The 19,315-nt window shown below is 59.1% G+C and carries 20 protein-coding genes and 1 pseudogene; all 21 read left to right on the top strand.

The features are described from left to right. Nucleotides 1–4 precede the first annotated feature (4 nt). The 21 genes and pseudogenes from narI to ACED67_RS20560 all read left to right on the top strand — a co-directional run bounded on the left by narI (nucleotide 5) and on the right by ACED67_RS20560 (nucleotide 19,173). Nucleotides 5–724 carry a respiratory nitrate reductase subunit gamma gene (narI, locus tag ACED67_RS20660; RefSeq protein ID WP_395543626.1) on the top strand — a complete coding sequence of 240 codons (720 nt, stop codon included), beginning with the start codon at nucleotides 5–7 and terminating at the stop codon, nucleotides 722–724. Further along, nucleotides 721–1,518 carry a peptidylprolyl isomerase gene (locus ACED67_RS20655; RefSeq protein WP_395543625.1) on the top strand — a complete coding sequence of 266 codons (798 nt, stop codon included), beginning with the start codon at nucleotides 721–723 and terminating at the stop codon, nucleotides 1,516–1,518. Before narI ends, ACED67_RS20655 begins: the two co-directional genes overlap by 4 nt. Before the next feature lie 135 nt (nucleotides 1,519–1,653). Then, nucleotides 1,654–2,444 (top strand): annotated as a pseudogene (locus ACED67_RS20650) (IS3 family transposase); the annotation flags it as partial. 124 nt (nucleotides 2,445–2,568) lie between these two features. Next, nucleotides 2,569–3,261 carry a DUF1989 domain-containing protein gene (locus tag ACED67_RS20645; RefSeq protein ID WP_395543624.1) on the top strand — a complete coding sequence of 231 codons (693 nt, stop codon included), beginning with the start codon at nucleotides 2,569–2,571 and terminating at the stop codon, nucleotides 3,259–3,261. An 823-nt stretch (nucleotides 3,262–4,084) separates the two neighbouring features. Continuing rightward, the gene (locus tag ACED67_RS20640; protein ID WP_395543623.1) at nucleotides 4,085–5,242 is read left to right on the top strand and encodes a transporter substrate-binding domain-containing protein; all 1,158 of its coding nucleotides are present in this window, start codon (nucleotides 4,085–4,087) and stop codon (nucleotides 5,240–5,242) included. Between the two features lie 14 nt (nucleotides 5,243–5,256). Continuing rightward, nucleotides 5,257–5,892, top strand: coding sequence for an ANTAR domain-containing response regulator (locus tag ACED67_RS20635; RefSeq protein ID WP_395543659.1), 636 nt, complete (start codon nucleotides 5,257–5,259; stop codon nucleotides 5,890–5,892). A 179-nt stretch (nucleotides 5,893–6,071) separates the two neighbouring features. Next, nucleotides 6,072–7,358, top strand: a complete 1,287-nt coding sequence (locus ACED67_RS20630; RefSeq protein WP_395543622.1) for a transporter substrate-binding domain-containing protein — start codon at nucleotides 6,072–6,074, stop codon at nucleotides 7,356–7,358. A gap of 126 nt (nucleotides 7,359–7,484) precedes the next feature. After that, complete coding sequence (gene urtB / locus ACED67_RS20625) at nucleotides 7,485–8,378, top strand: urea ABC transporter permease subunit UrtB (protein WP_395543621.1); 894 nt, start codon at nucleotides 7,485–7,487, stop codon at nucleotides 8,376–8,378. 10 nt (nucleotides 8,379–8,388) lie between these two features. Continuing rightward, nucleotides 8,389–9,486, top strand: a complete 1,098-nt coding sequence (gene urtC, locus ACED67_RS20620) for an urea ABC transporter permease subunit UrtC (protein WP_395543620.1) — start codon at nucleotides 8,389–8,391, stop codon at nucleotides 9,484–9,486. 44 nt (nucleotides 9,487–9,530) lie between these two features. After that, on the top strand, nucleotides 9,531–10,292 hold the full coding sequence (gene urtD, locus ACED67_RS20615) for an urea ABC transporter ATP-binding protein UrtD (protein ID WP_395543658.1): 762 nt from the start codon (nucleotides 9,531–9,533) through the stop codon (nucleotides 10,290–10,292). Continuing rightward, nucleotides 10,285–10,980: an urea ABC transporter ATP-binding subunit UrtE gene (urtE, locus tag ACED67_RS20610; RefSeq protein WP_395543619.1), complete on the top strand. Its 696-nt coding sequence runs from the start codon at nucleotides 10,285–10,287 to the stop codon at nucleotides 10,978–10,980. Before urtD ends, urtE begins: the two co-directional genes overlap by 8 nt. A gap of 9 nt (nucleotides 10,981–10,989) precedes the next feature. Further along, nucleotides 10,990–11,448 carry an urease accessory protein UreE gene (gene ureE / locus ACED67_RS20605; protein ID WP_395543618.1) on the top strand — a complete coding sequence of 153 codons (459 nt, stop codon included), beginning with the start codon at nucleotides 10,990–10,992 and terminating at the stop codon, nucleotides 11,446–11,448. Further along, a complete protein-coding gene (locus tag ACED67_RS20600; RefSeq protein WP_395543617.1) occupies nucleotides 11,441–12,124 on the top strand; it encodes an urease accessory protein UreF in 684 nt (227 codons plus the stop codon). Before ureE ends, ACED67_RS20600 begins: the two co-directional genes overlap by 8 nt. Nucleotides 12,125–12,140: 16 nt before the next feature. After that, nucleotides 12,141–12,833, top strand: a complete 693-nt coding sequence (ureB, locus tag ACED67_RS20595; protein WP_395543616.1) for an urease subunit beta — start codon at nucleotides 12,141–12,143, stop codon at nucleotides 12,831–12,833. Nucleotides 12,834–12,836: 3 nt separating this feature from the next. After that, nucleotides 12,837–14,549, top strand: a complete 1,713-nt coding sequence (gene ureC, locus ACED67_RS20590; protein ID WP_395543615.1) for an urease subunit alpha — start codon at nucleotides 12,837–12,839, stop codon at nucleotides 14,547–14,549. 8 nt (nucleotides 14,550–14,557) lie between these two features. Continuing rightward, the gene (ureG, locus tag ACED67_RS20585) at nucleotides 14,558–15,214 is read left to right on the top strand and encodes an urease accessory protein UreG (RefSeq protein ID WP_395543614.1); all 657 of its coding nucleotides are present in this window, start codon (nucleotides 14,558–14,560) and stop codon (nucleotides 15,212–15,214) included. Then, the gene (locus ACED67_RS20580) at nucleotides 15,207–16,082 is read left to right on the top strand and encodes an urease accessory protein UreD (RefSeq protein WP_395543613.1); all 876 of its coding nucleotides are present in this window, start codon (nucleotides 15,207–15,209) and stop codon (nucleotides 16,080–16,082) included. Before ureG ends, ACED67_RS20580 begins: the two co-directional genes overlap by 8 nt. Beyond that, on the top strand, nucleotides 16,079–16,723 hold the full coding sequence (locus ACED67_RS20575) for a HupE/UreJ family protein (RefSeq protein ID WP_395543612.1): 645 nt from the start codon (nucleotides 16,079–16,081) through the stop codon (nucleotides 16,721–16,723). The genes ACED67_RS20580 and ACED67_RS20575 overlap by 4 nt, the downstream gene beginning before the upstream one ends. 103 nt (nucleotides 16,724–16,826) lie before the next feature. Then, complete coding sequence (locus ACED67_RS20570; RefSeq protein ID WP_395543611.1) at nucleotides 16,827–17,528, top strand: helix-turn-helix domain-containing protein; 702 nt, start codon at nucleotides 16,827–16,829, stop codon at nucleotides 17,526–17,528. Between the two features lie 250 nt (nucleotides 17,529–17,778). Then, the gene (locus ACED67_RS20565) at nucleotides 17,779–18,183 is read left to right on the top strand and encodes a nuclear transport factor 2 family protein (RefSeq protein ID WP_395543610.1); all 405 of its coding nucleotides are present in this window, start codon (nucleotides 17,779–17,781) and stop codon (nucleotides 18,181–18,183) included. 144 nt (nucleotides 18,184–18,327) lie between these two features. Continuing rightward, nucleotides 18,328–19,173: an IS3 family transposase gene (locus tag ACED67_RS20560; RefSeq protein WP_395543609.1), complete on the top strand. Its 846-nt coding sequence runs from the start codon at nucleotides 18,328–18,330 to the stop codon at nucleotides 19,171–19,173. Nucleotides 19,174–19,315 lie beyond the last annotated feature (142 nt).

Below are 19,315 nucleotides of genomic sequence, written 5' to 3'. Positions count from 1 at the left end.
ACATATGCACAACTTCATCTTCGGCATCTATCCCTATATCGCGCTCGCCGTGCTTCTGATCGGATCGGTCGCACGGTACGACCGCGATCCCTTCACCTGGAGAAGCTCGTCCTCGCAACTTCTGCGGCGCAGGCAGCTGATGGTCGGCTCGGTCCTGTTCCATTTCGGCGTGCTGGTGATCTTCTTCGGCCATCTCTTCGGCCTTCTGACACCGCTGTGGCTGATCGAGCTGTTCGGCATCGGCCATGGCGCGAAACAGGTGCTGGCCATCGTGGCTGGCGGGGTTGCAGGCGTCATCGCGCTGGTTGGCGGCATCCTCCTGATCCACCGCCGCCTCGCCGATTCACGCATCCGCGCGACCTCCAGCAAGATGGACATCGTGATCCTGTCGCTGCTGCTTGCGCAACTGGTGCTTGGACTGCTGACGATCTTCGCCTCGCTCCAGCATCTCGATGGAGAAGAGATGGTGCGCTTCATGCTCTGGGCGCAGGGCATCTTTACCTTTGATCCCAATGCCGCCAGCTACACCGAAGGCGCATCGATCATCTTCCATTTGCATATCTTCCTTGGGTTGACCATCCTCCTGCTGTTCCCGTTTTCGCGGCTGGTTCACATGCTTTCGGCACCGATCCGCTTCCTCTGGCGGCCAGGCTATCAGATCGTCCGCTCGCGTCGGCAGGCGCCTTTGCCACAGCGTGGCCGCACAGCGAAGGAACTGCCATGACCGCCTCGCTTTTTCCCGACCTGATCGTCAACGGCGAAGTCGTTCCCCATACGCTCGTCGCCGCCGAGGTGCAGAACCACGCGGCGCCATCGGGCAAGCCCGGCATCGCGTGGCGCAAGGCGGCGAATGCGGTCGCGGTGCGGACACTGCTCTTGCAGGAAGCGCGGCGGCGAGGGCTTGTCGCCCACCCGGCCGAGGTCGGCCCCGGCCGGTTCGAGACCGAGGAGGAGGCGCTGATCCGCGACCTTCTCGACCAGACGGTCAATGTGGATCCGCCCGGCGATGAGGCCATCCGCGCCGAATGGTCCCGCGATCCGACCCGCTTCCGCACGCCGCCGCTGTGGGAGGTCTCTCACATCCTGATGGCCTGCGATCCGCGCGACCCGGAGGCGAAGTCTGCTGCCCTTGCCAGGGCCGTTGCGGTGCAAGAGGAACTGCGCGACCGCCCGGGCGATTTCGCGCGGCTTGCGGCCCGGCACAGTGACTGCGGATCGCGCATGGCGGGTGGCGCACTGGGGCAGCTTGGCCCCGGCGACACAGTTCCCGAATTCGAGGCCGCCCTGCGCGGCCTTGCCGAAAGGGAAACGACATCTGCGCCGGTTCTGACCCGCCACGGCTATCACATCATCCGCATGGATGCGCTCGCCCTGGGTGCGGAACTGCCATTCGAAACCGTCCAGCCTCGGATCGCCACCGCCCTGGAGAAAGCCGCCTGGTCCTGCGCCGCGCGGGACTTCATCAGCAATCTCGTGGCGGGCGCCAAGGTCACGGGCGCGGAGCTTGGCGCCATGTGAAACAGATCTGTGAGGTGCCCCTAGATTTGTAGACGCTTTGCCCCCCAACTTTGAGGCAAGGAGGCCGAGATGGGGAGGAGCAACTACAGCGATGAGTTCTAGCAGGACGCGGTGCAGCAGATTCGGGTTCGTGGGTATGCGTGGCTGAACGAACGTTAAACCACCGCGCGCAGGAAGATTTGCGGCAGACGGCCCTGAGACGACAGGCTCGGCCCGAGAGTGGCAAGGTCTATGGTTATCGCAAGCTCGCCGACGACCTGCGTGACCAGGGAGAGCAAATTTCCGAGAAACACGTGGCCAGGCTGGCTGGCCTGGCAGGTATCGCGGCGCAGATCGGATACAAGCGCCGCCCTGGATGCTATGGCGGAAAGTCTGCTGTCATCGCGTCCAACGGCTTGGACCGCCAGTTCGAGGTCGATGCGCCGGACAGGGCCTGGGTGAATGACATCACCTACATCAAGATCCATGAGGGCTGGCTGTATCAGGCGGGCGCGATCGATCTTTTCTCGCGGCGCGTGGTCGGCTGGTCCGCCCAATCTCGGATGGCGACCAACTTGGCGCAGCAGGCTCTGCTCGCGGCCGTCTGGAGGCGCAAACCCAAAGCCAAGGTGTTGATCCACTCAGACCAGCGATTGCAGTTCACCAGCCGCGAGTGGCAGCTGTTCCTCAGCCAGTACAATCTGGATGCCAGCATGAGCCGCCGAGGGAACCGCCATGACAATGCTGTCGCGGAAAGCTTCTTCCAGCTCCTGAAGCGCGAACGTATCCGCCGCCGCACCTACCCGACCCGCGAAGCCGCAAGGCAGGACGTGTTTGACTACATCGAGATGTGCTACAACCCGAAACGCAAGCACACGAACAACGGCATGCTATCGCCCGTTGACTTCGAAATCAGGCAGCAGAAACTGAACGAAGCGGGCGTCTAGGAAACTAGCGGCACCTCCAAAACATTGCTGCGCATGTCTCACGGATGAGAGCCAGCAGCGTCTGGAGCTCGACCGTTGAGCCCACCCGCCCCTACGCTGTGCCGATTTTCGAAGGAATTCCGACATGACCGATCTTCGCCATCCCTTCACCGCTCATCAGCCAGACGGACGCAATGCTTCCGCAACCGAAGTGCTGGGGAAATCCGGTCGCTCTGATCCGGGCACCATTCTCGAGATCCCCGCCCGCCAGGGCCGCGCGGTCCGGGTCAGCAAGGGCCAGCATTTGCGGGTCATCAACACCCATGGCAGCCAGGTCGGCGACTTCTGGGCGTTCTCCGAAGCGGATCCCGGCGAGCATCTGTCAATGGAGCATATGCGACCGGATCTCCGCAAGCTCACGCCGCAGCCGGGTGATGCTATGGTGACGAACCGGCGTCGGGCGATTCTGACTCTCCTCGAAGACACCTCCCCCGGCGTGCATGACACCCTGATCGCTTCCTGCGACATCCACCGGTATCACAAGCTTGGTCACCAAGGGTATCACGACAACTGCACCGACAATTTGCGCATGGCCCTTTCTGCAATCGGCATTTTGCTGCCTGAAATCCCCTGTCCGTTGAACCTCTGGATGAACACGCCGCCACGCGAGAGCGGCGATATTCTGTGGCTTCCCCCTGTCTCACGCCCGGGAGATCAGGTCACCTTCCGCGCTGAAATGGATCTGATTGCGGTGATCTCTGCCTGTCCGATGGATCTCCTGCCAATCAACGGTGAAGACTCCATCATCCGTAGCCTTTCGGTATCAATCCTCGCCTGAATGGGCAGGTCTTGCCTGTTCAGCGGTATGCTTTAAGGCTGTCGCCGGATCCACTCCAGCACAATAGGCGGCCGGTCTCTTGCCGGATGGCCGGGCAGAAATACCGCCCATAAGTTTCGCCTTGGCACCGCGATACCGGAAAGCTGAACCAGCCTACCCTCGCGAAGAAGGGCGGCAATCAATGCCCGCGAAACCAGCGCCACACATGACCGGCCACTGCCGCGTCAATGGCGTGAATTTCCTCGGAAAAGCTCTGGCTGATCTTTAGGGAGGCTACGGCAATACCAGCAAGACTTGCCAATGCGATCTTCCATGCGAATACCATTCTTTCCTTCAGGCGTTACTGAAGCGGGCGATGGCCGCGCGCCAGGGCCAAAACAAGGCCGTGTCACTGATGCGGTCACGCAGCCAGATCTTGCAGAATGCGAGCAAGTCTAACGGCGGACCCAGGCGTCAGTAGCGCTGACCGCAAAGACTCTGATGGGGCGGCGATCTCGGAGCAACGCCGCCGGAGAGTCGGCAATACTCTCGCATCGCTGTACAGCGCACAAAAGCGGAAGCTCGGGTACAAAATCTACTGTAGCATAAGGCCTTGTGCTCCTCGACGCGGAGGGACCGGCGACCCGGCCTGTCGGGACAGTTTTCCCATCTTGGCAGCCCGATCACGTTGTGGTAGCACCCTTGCGAAGTGGACAGCGCATTCGACAACGAGGTCGAGCTGGACCGCCGCGCGAAACATCATACCTTGGACGCTCGAGGGTGATGCTGGGCGATGCAAAACCCAAAACTTGAGTTTGAAGGGAGCATTGTATGCTCTGGCGTGATGAATTCTGATGACAGCTGGCGTATCGGCGTTCTTTTCTCGCAAACGGGGCCGACGGCTCTGGCAGAAAGGGCTTTGCTGAACGGTACGCGCCTCGCGATCGAAAAGATAAACAAGGCCGGCGGGGTGCGGGGGAAACCGATCGTCGCGACCGAAATGGATCCGGCTTCGGACGAGGCCCGATACCGAGAATTCTCGCGTGTGTTCACGGAAGAGATGGGCATATCGGTGATCTTCGGTGGATACACGTCCGCCGGGCGCAAGGCAATGATTCCGAACATAGAGAAGACCAACAGTCTTCTGTTCTACCCGACCTTCTATGAAGGCTTCGAGTATTCGGATCACGTATTCTATTTCGGCTCCAGTCCAAATCAATACACTGTCCAGCTCGTCGATCATATGATGCGGAAATTCGGCGACTCGTTCTATCTGGTCGGGGCAAACTACGTCTTTCCCCGGGAAAGCAACCGGATCGTCAAGGAACTGCTTGGGCAGGCCGGTGGAAAGGTCGTGGGTGAGCGATATCTCCCGCTCGATTCCAGCCCGAGACAGGCTGAGAACGTCGTCCGAGATATCGTGAATGCCCGGCCAGATGTCGTGTTTTCCATTCTGGTCGGTGATCAGATCGTCGACTTCTATTCGGCATTCCATCTGACCGAGTTGCGCAAGGCCGGTGTGCCGATCGCCAGCATCGTCACAACCGAGACCGAGATTGATCGCATGGGCCATGATGTCGCGAGGGGGCACTACTGCGCGGCCAGCTTCTTCGACTCGGTCGATCTACCGGCGAGCAAACGGTTCGTGGATGAATTCCGAAATAGGTTCGGCGCTGGCTGCCGCGCGAACTCGGCCGCCGAGGCCGCCTACAATCAGGTGATGGTGTTCGCGAAGTCTCTGGACAGGTGTGGGACCACATCGACGCCGGCACTGCGCGACGCCGTCTTGGGCGCACAATTTGCCGCACCGCAGGGTGACATCCGCGTCGACGCGGAAAACCACCATGCATACCTGTGGTCGCGCATCGGCGTTGTGGATGCAGCCGGCAGGATAGAAATCCACTATACCTCCCCTCGAAGCGTCCCACCCGACCCCTACCTCATCAACCACGACATGGGACGCCCGTCTGCGCCGGTCACGGATAAACTGTCCTTAGGATAGGATTGAGCTTTGCGATGCGGAATACGAGGTCCATTCGGATTCTGCTTGTCCAGCCCCCCGGTCACGATCGCGAAACCTTGCAGCGCCACCTTCAGCGGGTGGGGTTCCTGACCGAGGCCAGCTGGCCCCCGTCGCCTCCACTGTACGAACTTGCCGATGTCGTCTGTGTCGCTTTTCGGTCGGTCGCCGAAGGGAACGTCAAGCTGCGTTGGAACCGTGATGACCCGCCGGCCGCGCTGCTTGCTCTTCTGGACTTCGAAAATCCTGCCATCGTCCGCGAAGCCATCAAGCTGAACGCACACGCCGTTCTTGGCTTGCCGGTCCGAAGTTTCGGCGTCGTTGCGAATATCTTCGTCGCCCAAAATAACTTCAAGCTGCACAAAGATTTATCAAATCTGGCCAAGAGACTCAAAACCCGAGTCGAGTCCGAAAAAACGCTCAACAAGGCCAAGCAGGTCCTCATGGCCTCGCACGGGATGACCGAACAAGATGCCCACAAGGCGCTAAGGACTTATGCGATGAACCGGCGGGTCAACATGCTGGAAATTGCCAAGGTGATCGCAGGTGCCGACGACGTGTTTAACGCATTAGAAAAGCTAGATAAAATTGAAACCAGCGCAGCCGAGACTTCTCCTGAAGCCAAGAGTTGACAAGTAACCGAGAATCGGGCAGCGTTTTTCAACGGAGTGGACGCAACGATGCGTCGACCAGTCAAGCGCGACGCTATAGCGCTCTGACCGACACTCCTGATCACAAAAATAATCTAATGCACAGAGCCTTGGCTTTGCCGTGGGAACTACTGTGCCCAATGGACCGACGGGAGGTCTTGATGCCTAATTTCTGGAGTCGAAGAGAATTTCTTAAAACCTCGGTGCTTGCAGGCGCTGCAGTGAGTGGTGTTCCCCATATCTGGATCAAAGATGAAAGCCTGATGGCAAATGCAGCCACCGGCGATACGATCGATGTGGGCGTCCTATTTTCGTTGACTGGCGCTCTCGAGGTGCCCGAGAGATCGCTGTCGGATGTAACCCGGATGGCAATTGAAGAGATCAATGCGGCGGGCGGGATCGCAGGCCGAATGATCAAGCCGATTGTCGAAGACGGCGCTTCCGACCCGAAAGTCTACAGCGAAAAAGCCAGCAAGCTGGTGATCAGTGACAAGACGGTCACCACTTTCGGCTCCTACACGACTGCATCGCGACTTGCGGCGAGACCGGTCTTCGAAAAGAGAAAAAACCTGTATTTCTATCCGACTTTCTACGAAGGATCCGAGTGCTCGCAGAACATCGTCTATACAGGCGCCGTCCCGAACCAGCAGCTTTACAACCTGATCCCCTGGATGGTGAAGACGCTGGGCAAGAAAAAAATATTCATCGTGGGTTCAAACTACGCCTATCCGAAGGGAATGGCGCAGGTGTCGAAAGCCTTGCTTGCGGCAAACAACGCTGAATGGGTCGCCGATGAATATCTTGAGCTGGGCGACACCGAATGGGGCGCAATGGTTGCCAAAATCAAGAACTCGGGTTGCGACGCCATTCTGTCAAACGTTGTCTCCGGACCCTCGATCTCTGCCTTCTACCGTGAGTTCCGCAATGCCGGCCTGGCGCAAGAAGACGTGCCGATCTGCGCTACCGTCGCGTCCGAGATCGAGATCGCGGCGATGGGTGCCGAATTTGCAGCCGGATCGTATTCGTCCTTTCCTTATTTTCAAGCGATCGACCGTCAGGAAAATCAGGACTTCATCCAGAGGTGGCGTGATTTCAGCAAGGATCCCAAAGCTGTCACCCATCACCCGCTCGAATCCTCCTATTTCCAAGTCTACATCTGGAAACAGGCGGTCGAAACCGTGTTGAATGCGGGTGAAGACTTGACGCCAATGGCCATTCATGAAGCGGCGCGGGGTCAAGAATTCGATGCGCCAGGCGGCACCGTGAAAATCCATCCGGAGAACATGCACACTTACCTGCGGCCGCGCATCGCGCAATGGGGTGCAGACGGTCAGGGCAAAATCATCGACGAAGAGGAACTGACCTGTCCGCTTCCCTATGCCATTGCCGGTGAGACCGAAGACAATCTGTACTGCACTGCGAACGGTCTCGATTCCAGCAAACTCTGAAAATTTGACCTAAGTGATCTAACGGTTCCGCGCATAAAACCTTTTGCGCGGGGCCTAGTCACACAGTGTGGGCGACGAGGACCGTCGCCCCGACACCCGATTCTCGGACGACAGGACAAGATAACAATGATGGAATCCGTCTTCCTAGGATTGAGCGTGGGCTCGATCCTTCTGCTGATCGCCCTGGGGCTCAGCATCACGTACGGCGCCATGGGCATCATCAACATGGCACATGGCGAACTTCTGATGATAGGCGCATATTGCGCAGTTCTTACACGTATTCATCTTGGTTTCAGCATGTATTTCGCGATCCCTGTCGCATTCCTTGTCGCCGCTGGTGTCGGCTTCATGATCGAATATTTCGTCGTGCGAAAGCTTTACAGTCGCCTAATGGACACGCTCCTTGCAACCTGGGGCATTGCCATCATTCTGCAACAATTGATAAGATTGGAATTCGGCCTCACCTTCCTGGGGATTCATATCGATGGACTTGGCCCGGGTCTTCAGAATTCCGGAATGCCGGTCGGACTGCAGGGCAGCTTTCACCTTCTCGGAGCAAACATCCCAATCTTCCGAACCTTTGTCATCGTGGTTTCCATCGCGACCTTCTGCGTGACGTGGGTGATCATCTACAAGACATCGCTGGGAACACAACTGCGGGCAGTAACGCGGAATCCCAAGATGGCGGCGGCTTGCGGAATCAATGTCAAGCGGATCAACACGCTTGCATTCTCATACGGCGCGGGCATTGCCGGTGTCGCCGGCGTACTGCTGTCTGGCTTTGAATCGGTAAAGCCCGACATGGGGTCGTCCTTCGTGATCGATGGGTTCCTTGTCGTTGTTACAGGCGGCGTCAACAGCCTTCTCGGGACACTCTTCTCCGCCGGCATTCTTGGGGAAGTGCGCGCCCTGCTTGCAATTCTCTGGAATGATGTGCTCGCGCAAGCCGCCGTCTTTGCGGGGGTGATCATCATCATCCTTGTCCGGCCCCAGGGCCTATTCTTTACGAGATCGCGGTGAGGCCAAGCAAATGTTCTCTGAGAAAAAGCTCGAAATTCTTGGCTATGTTGGCTTTATTGCCTTCATCTTCATCCTTCCACTGTACATGGATGAATTCTGGCTCAGCCGCTTTGCCAAATACTTGGTTTTTGGAATGTGCGGTGTCGCGATCAGCCTAAGTTGGGGTTATGCGGGTATCCTGAATTTGGGTCAGGGCATGTTCTTCGGCGTCGGGGCCTATGCGATTGCCTTTTCACTGAAGCTCGCGGGGTCATCACCGGCCGGCGGGAGCACACCTATCCCCGATTTCATGCTTCTGAATGCCGAACCGAAGGCTATCCCGGAGCTGGGCCAGATTGTCACCGGATCTTGGATATGGGTCCCGTTCCAATCCCAATGGTTCGGTTTTGCGATGGGCCTGCTTGTGCCGGGTATCTTTGCCGGGCTGGTTGCCTATGTCCTTGGCCGCAGCCGGGTGTCGGGGGTCTATGTGGCCATCATAACATTGTCATTGACCCTGTTGACCCGGCTTTTGCTGGTGGATCAGCAGCAGGTGACGGGTGGCTTCAACGGCATTACTAATATGGCATACTTTAATCTCTTCGGTCTGGAACTCGACCCTTATTTGAAGAGCACCTATTATGTGGTCGCGATCTGCCTGACTGGAGTTCTACTTGGCCTGCGGTGGCTGGTTTCTACAAAGGCCGGTTTGATCCTTCAGGGAATTCGTGACAATCAGAACCGTGCGCGTTACCTGGGCTATTCGGTTTCGGCCTATCAGATCTTCTTTTTTGTCGTCTCTGCAATGGTTGCCGGTCTAGCCGGTATGCTCTATGTGATCGTTTCGGAGTTTGCCTCACCGACCTTCCTCGATATCTCTTTCTCGGTAACCATGGTGGTATGGGCGGCGGTTGGTGGCCGAACATCGCTGCTGGGTGCATGTATCGGGGCGATCTTGCTTAATTACGTCGGTGCGACGTTGAGCGAGACCGAAAGCTTCCTGTATGCTTGGCAACTTCTGATCGGGATCATCTTCCTCGCAATCGTTCTGTGGCTTCCGATGGGTTTGGCCGGACTTGCGACAGATTTTATGCGGAAGCTGAATGGCCGCAAAAGGACAACGATCTGATGAAACACGCAAGCCATGAACTGAAACTCGGCGAACGGGTAGACATGACACAATCCAATGCTAACTTTGTCGTCGAGAATCTGGAAGTCAGCTTCAATGGTTTCAAGGCCGTTGATGGTATGAACCTTAGGGTATCCGATGGCGAACTGAGGGTTCTTCTTGGCGCGAACGGTGCCGGCAAAACGACGTTGATGGACTTGATCAGCGGCCGGACAAAATCCACCGGTGGCAAGGTTCTTCTCAACGGGAAAAACATCACCAATTGGGAAGAACATCTGATTGCCCGTGAGGGCATCGGCCGTAAGTTCCAGATTCCGAATGTGTTCAAGGAGCTGACTGTCCGTCAGAACTTTCTGATCGCCGATTGTCGGCAGACCGGGGTGTTTTCGAACGTGCTCAGAAGCATCGGTCGACGCCTGCCTTCGGATGTAGAGAATGCGGTGGAGTTGACCGAACTCGGCGATGTTCTGGATCGGGAGGCTGCAATTCTAAGCCATGGACAGACCCAGTGGTTGGAAATCGGAATGCTCTTGGTCCAGAATCCGCGCCTTATTCTTCTGGATGAGCCCACGGCGGGCATGACCGCGCAGGAAACGCAGAAAACAGCCGAAATCATTACGCGGCTCAAGGGTCGGCATACAATCCTTGTCGTCGAACACGACATGGGTTTCGTCCGGGCAATTTGTGAGCGGATTACTGTCATGCATCAGGGTCGAAATCTTGCCGAAGGCACGGTGCATGAGATCGAGAACAGCGAGGCCGTTCGCGCAGCTTATCTGGGCAGCGGGGGCATCGGACATGCTTGAGCTGAACAAGGTCAACACCTTTTATGGCAAAAGCCATATCCTTCATGACATCAATATGATCGTGGAGCGGCATTCGATCCATGCGGTTCTTGGCCGGAACGGTGTGGGCAAGACAACCTTGCTTAGCTGTATCCTTGGATTGACCGACAGTTCGCGCGGTTCGATGAAATTGGATGGGGCAGAAATCATTGATCTGCCGACCTATCAGAGGGCGCGGTCTGGAATTGCGATCGTACCGCAGGGGCGGCAGATCTTTCCCGATTTCAGTGTGCGCGACAATATTTTGATGGGCGGCTTCGCCCATCCGCAAGGCAAGCGCAAGATCCCGGATCTGGTGCCCGAGCTGTTCCCCTATCTTCGTGACAATATGGACCGTCAAGGCGGTCTGTTGTCGGGCGGGCAGCAGCAGCAGCTGGCAATCGCGCGGGCATTGGCCTCTGAGCCGAAGATCTTGCTCATGGATGAACCGACAGAGGGGATCCAGCCCAACATCGTCAAGCAGATCGAGCATACGATCATGCGGCTGAACGCCGAGTTCGGGCTGACGATCATCCTGGTCGAGCAGAATGTCCGATTCTGCCGTGTGGCGGCGAAGCGGTTTCACATTCTCGAAAAGGGAAGTCCCGTGGTTGGCGGGCCGATCGAGGCGCTGACCGAGGGACTGGTTCACAAGCACCTGTCGGTCTGAGGAGGAGACATGGTTCAGATACTCGATACGATCCTGGGATATGCTTCGGAGCCGCGCTTTTCCGAGGCATTGCACGAGTTGGAGCATCACGATCGCGTCGAGGTGCTGACGATTGCACCCGACGATGTCGCACGGCGGCGGTTCCGGCTGACGACCGACCGCGGCACGGACTGTGCGATCAACCTGCCGCGAGAGATCGGTCTGTCGGACGGTGCTGTGCTGGCGCTTTCGAAGGATCGCGCGATCGTGGTGCGGTTGAGCCAGCGGGAATGGCTGGCGCTATCCGCCCCCGATCCCAGCGCGGCGCTGGAGTTGGGCTATTTCATCGGCAACCTGCACTGGAAGGTCCGCTTTGCAGAGAACCGCATCTATGTTGCACTTGAAGGCCCGCGCCAGACCTATCTGGACCGGCTGGAGGGGCTGCTGGCCGAGGGGAAAGTCGCGGTCGGGGGCGAGGGAGATGCCTGATCCCCTGCTGACCATGCTGTCGGCCCTGCAACATGCCGACACCATGTTTCCCAACGGGGCTGTCAGCTTCTCCTGGGGGCTAGAGGCCTTATGCAATCGCGGCATCGTGGCCGGCAGGGATGATCTGGCCGAATTCCTCCTGACGCAGATCGAGGGACGCTGGGCCGATCTGGACCGTCCGGTTGTTGCCCATGCGCTTGCTGCCGGCAAGGATCTGGACCGACTGGCTGTTCTGGATGCGCTGGTTGATGCGCAATCTTTGGGAGCAGAGCTTCGTCTTGGATCCACCCGAATGGGGCTGGCGTTGCTGAACGTGCATCGGCGCCTCAAGACCCCGCTGGCCGCCGAGTATCGGCAGCTTGTGCAGGACGGGTTTGGCTTCGGCCATATCGCGGTGGTGCAGGGTATGCTGTGGGGGCAGCTGGGTTTCGATGCCGCGCAGGCGCAGGTGATGTCGGCGCATGGCCTCTGCACCGGAATATTGGGCGCGGCCGTCCGGCTGTCGGTCATCGGTCATATGGATGCGCAGGCCATCCATGCCTGGCTGTTGCCGCGGATCGAGGAGGTTCTTCGGCAACCGCTTTGTCCACCGGAAGCACTGCACAGCTTCACCCCCCAGATCGAAATTGCATCGATGAACCACGAAACCGACGAGATGCGTCTGTTCGTGAATTAGAAGCAGGGAGACAAGGATGCTTCTGACACCTACCGAGATGGAGCGGCTGACGATCTTTACCGTCGCCGAAATTGCCCGCCGCCGCAGGGCGCGCGGGCTGAAGCTGAACCATCCTGAATCCGTGGCCTTCATCACAGACGAGATTCTGGAAGGCGCACGCGACGGGCGCAGCGTCGCCGAATTGATCTCGTTTGGATCGACGCTGCTCAACACAGACGACGTCATGCGGGGCGTGGCCGACCTGATCTCGATCATCCAGGTGGAGCCGCTGTTCCCCGATGGCACCAAGCTGGTGACGGTGCACGACCCGATCCGCCCCGGCAAGGTCATGGTCCAGGGTGTGGAACCGGGCGAACTTGTGGTGGACGAGGGCGAGATCGAGATCAACGCTGGGCGCCGCACCGTCGCGATCAAGGTGCGCAATACTGGCGACCGCCCGGTGCAGATCGGCTCGCATTACCATTTCTTCGAAACCAACCGGGCCTTGGATTTCGACCGCGCGGCGGCCTACGGACTGCGGCTCGATATCCCGGCCGGCACCGCGGTGCGGTTCGAGCCGGGCGAGGCCAAGGAGGTCACGCTGACCGAATTCGGCGGCAACCAAGAGCTTTACGGGCTGAACGGGCTGACCAACGGTTCCGCGAAAAGTGCGGAAAACAAGAAGCTTGCCCTGCAACGGGCCCGCGAACGCGGTTTCAAGGGAGCGTGACGCATGGCCTGGATGACACGGAAAGAATATGCCCGCATGTATGGCCCGACCAAGGGCGATGCGCTGCGGCTCGGCGATACCGGGCTGTTTGCCGAAATCGAGCATGATTTCCTGGTGCCGGGCGACGAATGCCTGCACGGCGGCGGCAAGACCCTGCGCGATGGTCTGGGCCTGATGGCCGGCTATGACAGTGCGATGGGCGCGCTGGATATGCTGTTGTGTAACGCGACGGTGATCGACCCGGTGGTTGGCATCGTTAAGGGCGACATCGGGATCAAGGATGGCCGGATCGTGGCCATCGGCAAGGCCGGCAATCCTGATGTGATGGACGGCGTGCATCCAAAGCTGATCTGCGGGGCAGCCACCACGGTGCGAGATGCCGAAGGGCTGATCGTGACGCCGGGCGGCATCGACGTGCATGTGCATTTCGACAGCGCGCAGCTGTGCGACCATGCCATCGCCACCGGCATCACCACGCTGATGGGCGGCTCGCTGGGGCCGATCACGGTGGGCATCGACTGCGGTGGAGCCTTCAACGTCGGCAAGATGATCCAGGCCTCCGAGAGCTTTCCGCTGAATTTCGGCTTTCTGGGCCGCGGCAACACGTCGAAGCCGCGCTCGATCTACGATCAGATCCTGGGCGGGGCGGTCGGCCTGAAAATTCACGAGGACTGGGGCTCGATGCCCGCCGCCATCGACACCTGCCTGACCGTGGCGGACGAGCTGGATTTCCAGGTGCAGATCCATACCGACACGCTGAACGAAAGCGGGTTTCTAGAAAGCACGCTGGCCGCGATCAAGGGACGCACGATCCACATGTACCACACCGAGGGCGCAGGCGGCGGCCATGCCCCCGATGTGATCCGCGTCGCGGGCGAAATGAATTGCCTGCCCTCGTCGACCAATCCGACAAATCCCTTCACCGTCAACACCTTCGACGAACATCTCGACATGACGATGGTGTGCCACCATCTCAGCCCGTCGATCCCCGAGGACGTGGCCTTCGCCGAAAGCCGCATCCGCGCCCAGACCATCGCGGCGGAAGACATCCTGCACGACGTCGGCGCGATCTCGATGCTGGGGTCGGACAGCCAGGGCATGGGCCGGATCGGCGAGGTCATCGCGCGGACCTGGCAGCTCGCCTCGAAGATGAAGGCGCAGCGCGGGCGACTGCCGCAGGAGACATCCAGGCGCGGCGACAATGAACGCATCAAGCGCTACATCGCCAAATACACCATCAACGCGGCCAAGAGTTTCGGCATCGACGCGCATATCGGCTCGATCGAACCAGGCAAGCTGGCCGATCTGGTGGTGTGGAAGCCCGGCTTCTTCGGCATCAAGCCCGAGATCGTGATCAAGGGCGGCTTTATCGCCTGGGGCGCGATGGGCGACAGCGCCGCCTCACTGATGACCTGCGAGCCGGTTCTGATGCGGCCGCAATGGGGCGCCTTCGGCATGGCCAGCAAGGAAACCTCGGCGGTCTTCGTACATCCTTCGGCGATCGAGGACGATCTTGCCGGCAAGTTGCGAATCCACAAGATGCTGCTGCCAGCGCGCGGCACCCGAACGCTGACCAAGCGCGACATGCTGCACAACGATGTCTGCCCGCATATCCGGGTCGATCCGCAAACCTTCGATGTCTTTGTCGACGGCGAAAAGGCCTGGTGCGAGCCGGCCGAGAAGCTGCCGCTCGCCCAGCTTTACATGTTCCGATAGGGGGTCCCATGAACCAGTCAGCATCCATGCGGGGCAAGGGCAGGCCCGCGTTGAAATCCGCCGCGCGCATCGGCATCGGCGGGCCGGTCGGGTCTGGCAAAACTGCCCTGATAGAACGGCTGATCCCGGCGCTGACGGCGCGAGGTGTCGATGTGGCGGTGGTGACCAACGATCTGGTCACAAAGGAAGATGCCCTTCGGCTGCAACGCTCGGGCCTGATCGACCCCGCGCGGGTGCTAGCCGTCGAGGCCGGCGCCTGTCCGCATACGGTGATCCGCGAGGACCCGTCGCTGAACCTGGCCGCCGCGGAACGGCTGAACCAGATGTTTCCAGAAGCCGATGTGATCTTCATCGAAAGCGGCGGCGACAACCTGGCCTCGACTTTCTCGCTCGATCTGGTCGACTACTGGCTCTTCGTGATCGACACGGCGGGCGGCGACGACATTCCGCGCAAGAAAGGTCCGGGGATCATCCGCTGCGACACGCTGGTGATCAACAAGATCGACCTTGCCCCCCATGTCGGGGTCAGCGTCGAGGGGATGCTGGAGGAGGCGCTGGCGGTCCGCGCCGGGCGCCCGGTGATCCAGACCGATTGCAAACGCCTGACCGGGATCGACGATCTGGTCGAGCGGCTGTTGCATGACGTGTTGTTCACCCATGCCTGACGGAACGCTTCCCGACACGGCGCTGCACCCGATCCTAGCCAAGCGCGGCCGGCTCCAGCTGTCCTTCGCCCGCGCGCCGGACGGGCGGAGCTTTCTCGACAGGCAGTTCTCATCCTATCCGTTTCACCTTTGTCGGCCATTTTATCTTGACGACGGCCCGACGCATGGAATGGCCTCTATCTACACCCAATCCTGTTCCGGGGGTCTCTATTCTCTCGACAGGCTGGAAACGGAAATCGATGTCGGCCCCGGAGCGCAGGCCCAGGTGACCTCGCAGGCCTCGACGATCATCCATCGCGCGACCTATGGCGGGTCAGAACAGCGCTGCGAGATTGCTGCCAGCGCGGGCGCGCTGGTTGAATATCTGCCAGAGGCCTCGATCCTGTTTCCTGGCGCAAGATTGAAATCCTCGACCACGCTGCGCATCCACCCAACGGCGAGCGCGATCCTGTTCGACAGTTTCCTTGCGCATGATCCGGCGGGTGGGGGCGAGGTCTTCGATCTGTTCGAGAACGAGTTGCTCGTTCTTGCACCGGGGGACAAGCCTCTGGCAATCGATCGATTCCGCCTTGCAGGGCCAGAGTTCGCAAAGCGGCAGATCGGGCGGATGGGTGCATACACCTGCCATGGTAGCGTGATCGTGATCGCACCGGACATCGACATGGAACACTGCCTCGAAAGCGCGCGTGCGGCGGTGCAAAGCGATGAGGGATGCGCGATCGGTCTGTCGAAGCTTCCGCTGGTAAACGGCTATTCCGCGCGAATCCTCGCACGTGATGCAGTGCCTCTCAGACGTGCGACGCTGGCACTGTGGCACCTCGCACGCACCGCAATCACCGGCCACCCGCCGAAGCAGCGTCGAAAATGACCAGACGACGCATCAAAGATGCACTTTCCGCACCGTCGAACCAACTCACCCAACAGGACCGAACCATGAAAACTGCACATATTGCGACCGCCCTTATCCTGTTGCCCTCCGTCGCGCTTGCGCATACGGGCAGCCGCAGCCTCGACGGGTTGGCGACCGGGATCCTTCATCCGCTGTCAGGGATCGACCATCTTGCGGCAATGATCGCTGTCGGCATCCTGGGCGTCACACAGGGCGGGCGCGCCGTGTGGCAGTTCCCGCTCACGTTCGTCTGCATGATGGTTTCGGGTGCCCTGATGGCAGGTGCCGGTTTGCCACTTATGGCGGTCGAACCCGCGATCGTCCTTTCGGCGATCGTGCTTGGCACGATGATCATGACGAGCCTGCAGTTCCGCACCGCAATCGGACTGTCGATCATCGGCCTATTCGCCCTGTTTCACGGCCATGCGCATGGCACCGAAGGTGTCTCGGGAACGGGTTGGACGACGTTTGTGATTGGTTTCGTGTTCGCTACCGCAGCGCTGCACCTTGCCGGCATCGCCTGCGCCGTAGCTGCGCGCGGATATGCCGTGACTTTCAGGCGCTCGGCTGGCCTCGTCATTGCCGGCGCTGGGGCTTTGGTCGGTGCGGGGCTCATCTGAGAGTGCATGATCAGCGGCCGGCGTCTTTCGGGACGGCGGCCATGCGACTTGGCAATAGCCCAGCCAATCTCTTCACGCGCGGCCAATGTCAGGAATTCGGAACATGCGTCCCGCAATCAAGGAAGATGCGGCGTGCAAACGCCAATTGGCCAACGCGAGCAGTGCGCGGGAGCCGATCCACGCGTGCGCCGATATCAATTCTGCCGCCGATCTTCTGCACAAGAAGGCAGATAGCGTCATCAGCCACGCCATAGGGCAGGAACTTCGCGCCATCAGGCGCAGCAGAAAGATGACAATTTCTGATCTCGCGCAAGAGACAGGTTTGTCAATCAGCATGATGTCTCGAATGGAAAACGGCAGTGCCTGTCCATCGATCAATACTTTGCGTCTCCTCAGCCGCGCGCTGTCAACCCCGCTCATGGCGTTCTTCCGCAGCTATGAGAAGGAATTTAACGTCCAGTATGTGAAATCGATTATCGACACGGATGTCAGCTTGCCTCCAGGGTTCGAAGATGCTCGGCACCTGCTTCTGAGACACTCGCCTTCACCTGAATCCAGGCTTTTCGTCGAACCATATCTTTTTGTCCTCACGCAAGGATCTACTCTGGAATGTGATGCTCCACGAGACGGCGTCAAGCTGATTTACATTCTTTCCGGTGAGCTAACCTATCGCCATGGAAAGCAAATTTCTCAATTGCGTTCAGGCGACACCCTCTTCTTCTATTCAGGCGTTCCTCATGGCCCTGAGCGAATTGTCACGTCAATAGTGCGGTACATTTCTGTCTGCAGCAGATTGCGCAATTGAAAGACACTTTACGGATATGAGGCGAAGCTCGTGCGTTCTTCTCTGATCAAAAGCTGGTGCAGTTCGAGATATTGTTTGGCATCTTAGATTGACATCGATTGACGTCTGCCGTAGCGTCTTCAGCGTCATGTGATGTGATCAGAATCAAATGGGTCAGATCGCGCCTAATGGCGCACCTTGACTTCAGAGGCAACGCCGCCTCCGTCAGCTTGAACCGCTGCCGGAGGATTTTTATTTTTGGGAGGGAAGAATGACGCGATCTATTCGTAAGCTCGTTGATCGATTCTACGCGATCGTGAACACTGGGGACGGCGACTTTGCCGAGATCTTCGTGGACGATTTCAAACTTGGTATCATGAAGGGATTCCCCTATGGCGGAGACCACAACAGCCTTGCCTTGACCAAAAAATTCTTCTCAGACTTCGGCGCACATTTTGATGGGTGGGAGGTCGTTACGGATCAGTTCATTCAACCGAACGACGAGACGATAATCGTCACTGGCAAGTACCGTTCAAAGGCGTTGTCCACTGGAAAGCCCTTCGAAATGGAGACCATACATCTGTGGACGGCTCGCGATGGTAAACTCGCGACCTACAAGCACTACTGCGACACTGCAATTGTTAGTGACGCGCTGAATCACAACGTTCCACGCTAAGTATTTGCAATCGTTGACGATGACGGCTGCGGGCGAGAGCGGCGGCGACCTGTTCAGCGGGTCGCCGGATCATCATCATAAGCCCAGGTGGCTAGCCGAGCAGATGCTCGATATGGCAGCGCTGAAGGAACTGCTGTCAAAAAAATGGTAACACCCGCTGTGAAGCGCGAGGCTGTCGCGCATCTGAAGGTCCTGTTCGGGCTGTCGGAACGGCGGGCGTGCGAGATTGCCGGGGCGGACAGGAAGACCATCCGCTACCAGTCGCGTCGGGCGCCTGATGCAGCGCTGCGGGGCCGATTGCGCGACCTGGCCAATGAACGGCGCAGGTTTGTTTGGCTACCGGCGGCTCTTCGTCCTTCTCAGGCGGGCAGGCGAGGCCTCCGGGATCAACCGCATCTACCGGCTCTACCGCGAGGAAGATTAACGGTCCGTAAAAGCAAAGCGCGCCGCAAGGCGCTCGGCACCAGGGCACCGATCCTGGTCGAAGCGCGGGCCAATGCGCGCTGGTCGCTGGACTTCGTGCATGACCAGTTCGCCTGCGGGCGGCGCTTCCGGGTGCTGAACCTGGTCGATGACGTCACGCGGGAATGCCTGGCCGCGATCCCCGACACCTCGGTCTCGGGCCGCCGGGTGGCGCGGGAGCTGACGGAGCTGATCGAACGGCGCGGCAGGCCCGGGCTGATCGTGTCGGACAACGGGACTGAGCTGACCTCGAACGCGATTCTGAAGTGGTGCGCAGAACACCGGGTCGAATGGCACTACATCGCGCCGGGCAAGCCTATGAAGAACGGCTTTGTCGAAAGCCTCAACGGCCGGAAGCGGGACGAGTTCCTGAACGAGACCTTGTTCCGCAACCTGGCCCATGCCCGCCATCTGATCAACGCCTGGGTCACAGACTACAACACAACTCGGCCCCACTCGGCACTCGGATACCAGACCCCCGCAGGCTTCGCCCTGCATCTGAAAACCGCAATCGCCCGACAGGCGTAAATCACCAAAGGGCTCCGGTCGTGGCTGGATGAAAGACCCGTGGCAGGTCAGTCATAGCAGGTCAGCGCCGTTTGGACAGCAAAAAGCCCCGCTGGATGGCGGGGCGTAAAGCATTGATCTGTATTGTATTATTTGGTTGCGG

Origin of the sequence: Neotabrizicola paludis (assembly GCF_044142105.1) — a bacterium.
In the GTDB taxonomy this organism is placed as follows: Bacteria; Pseudomonadota; Alphaproteobacteria; order Rhodobacterales; family Rhodobacteraceae; genus Pseudogemmobacter.
The sequence above is the reverse complement of the archived record's forward strand: the minus strand, read 5'-3'. Positions and strand labels throughout refer to the sequence as shown.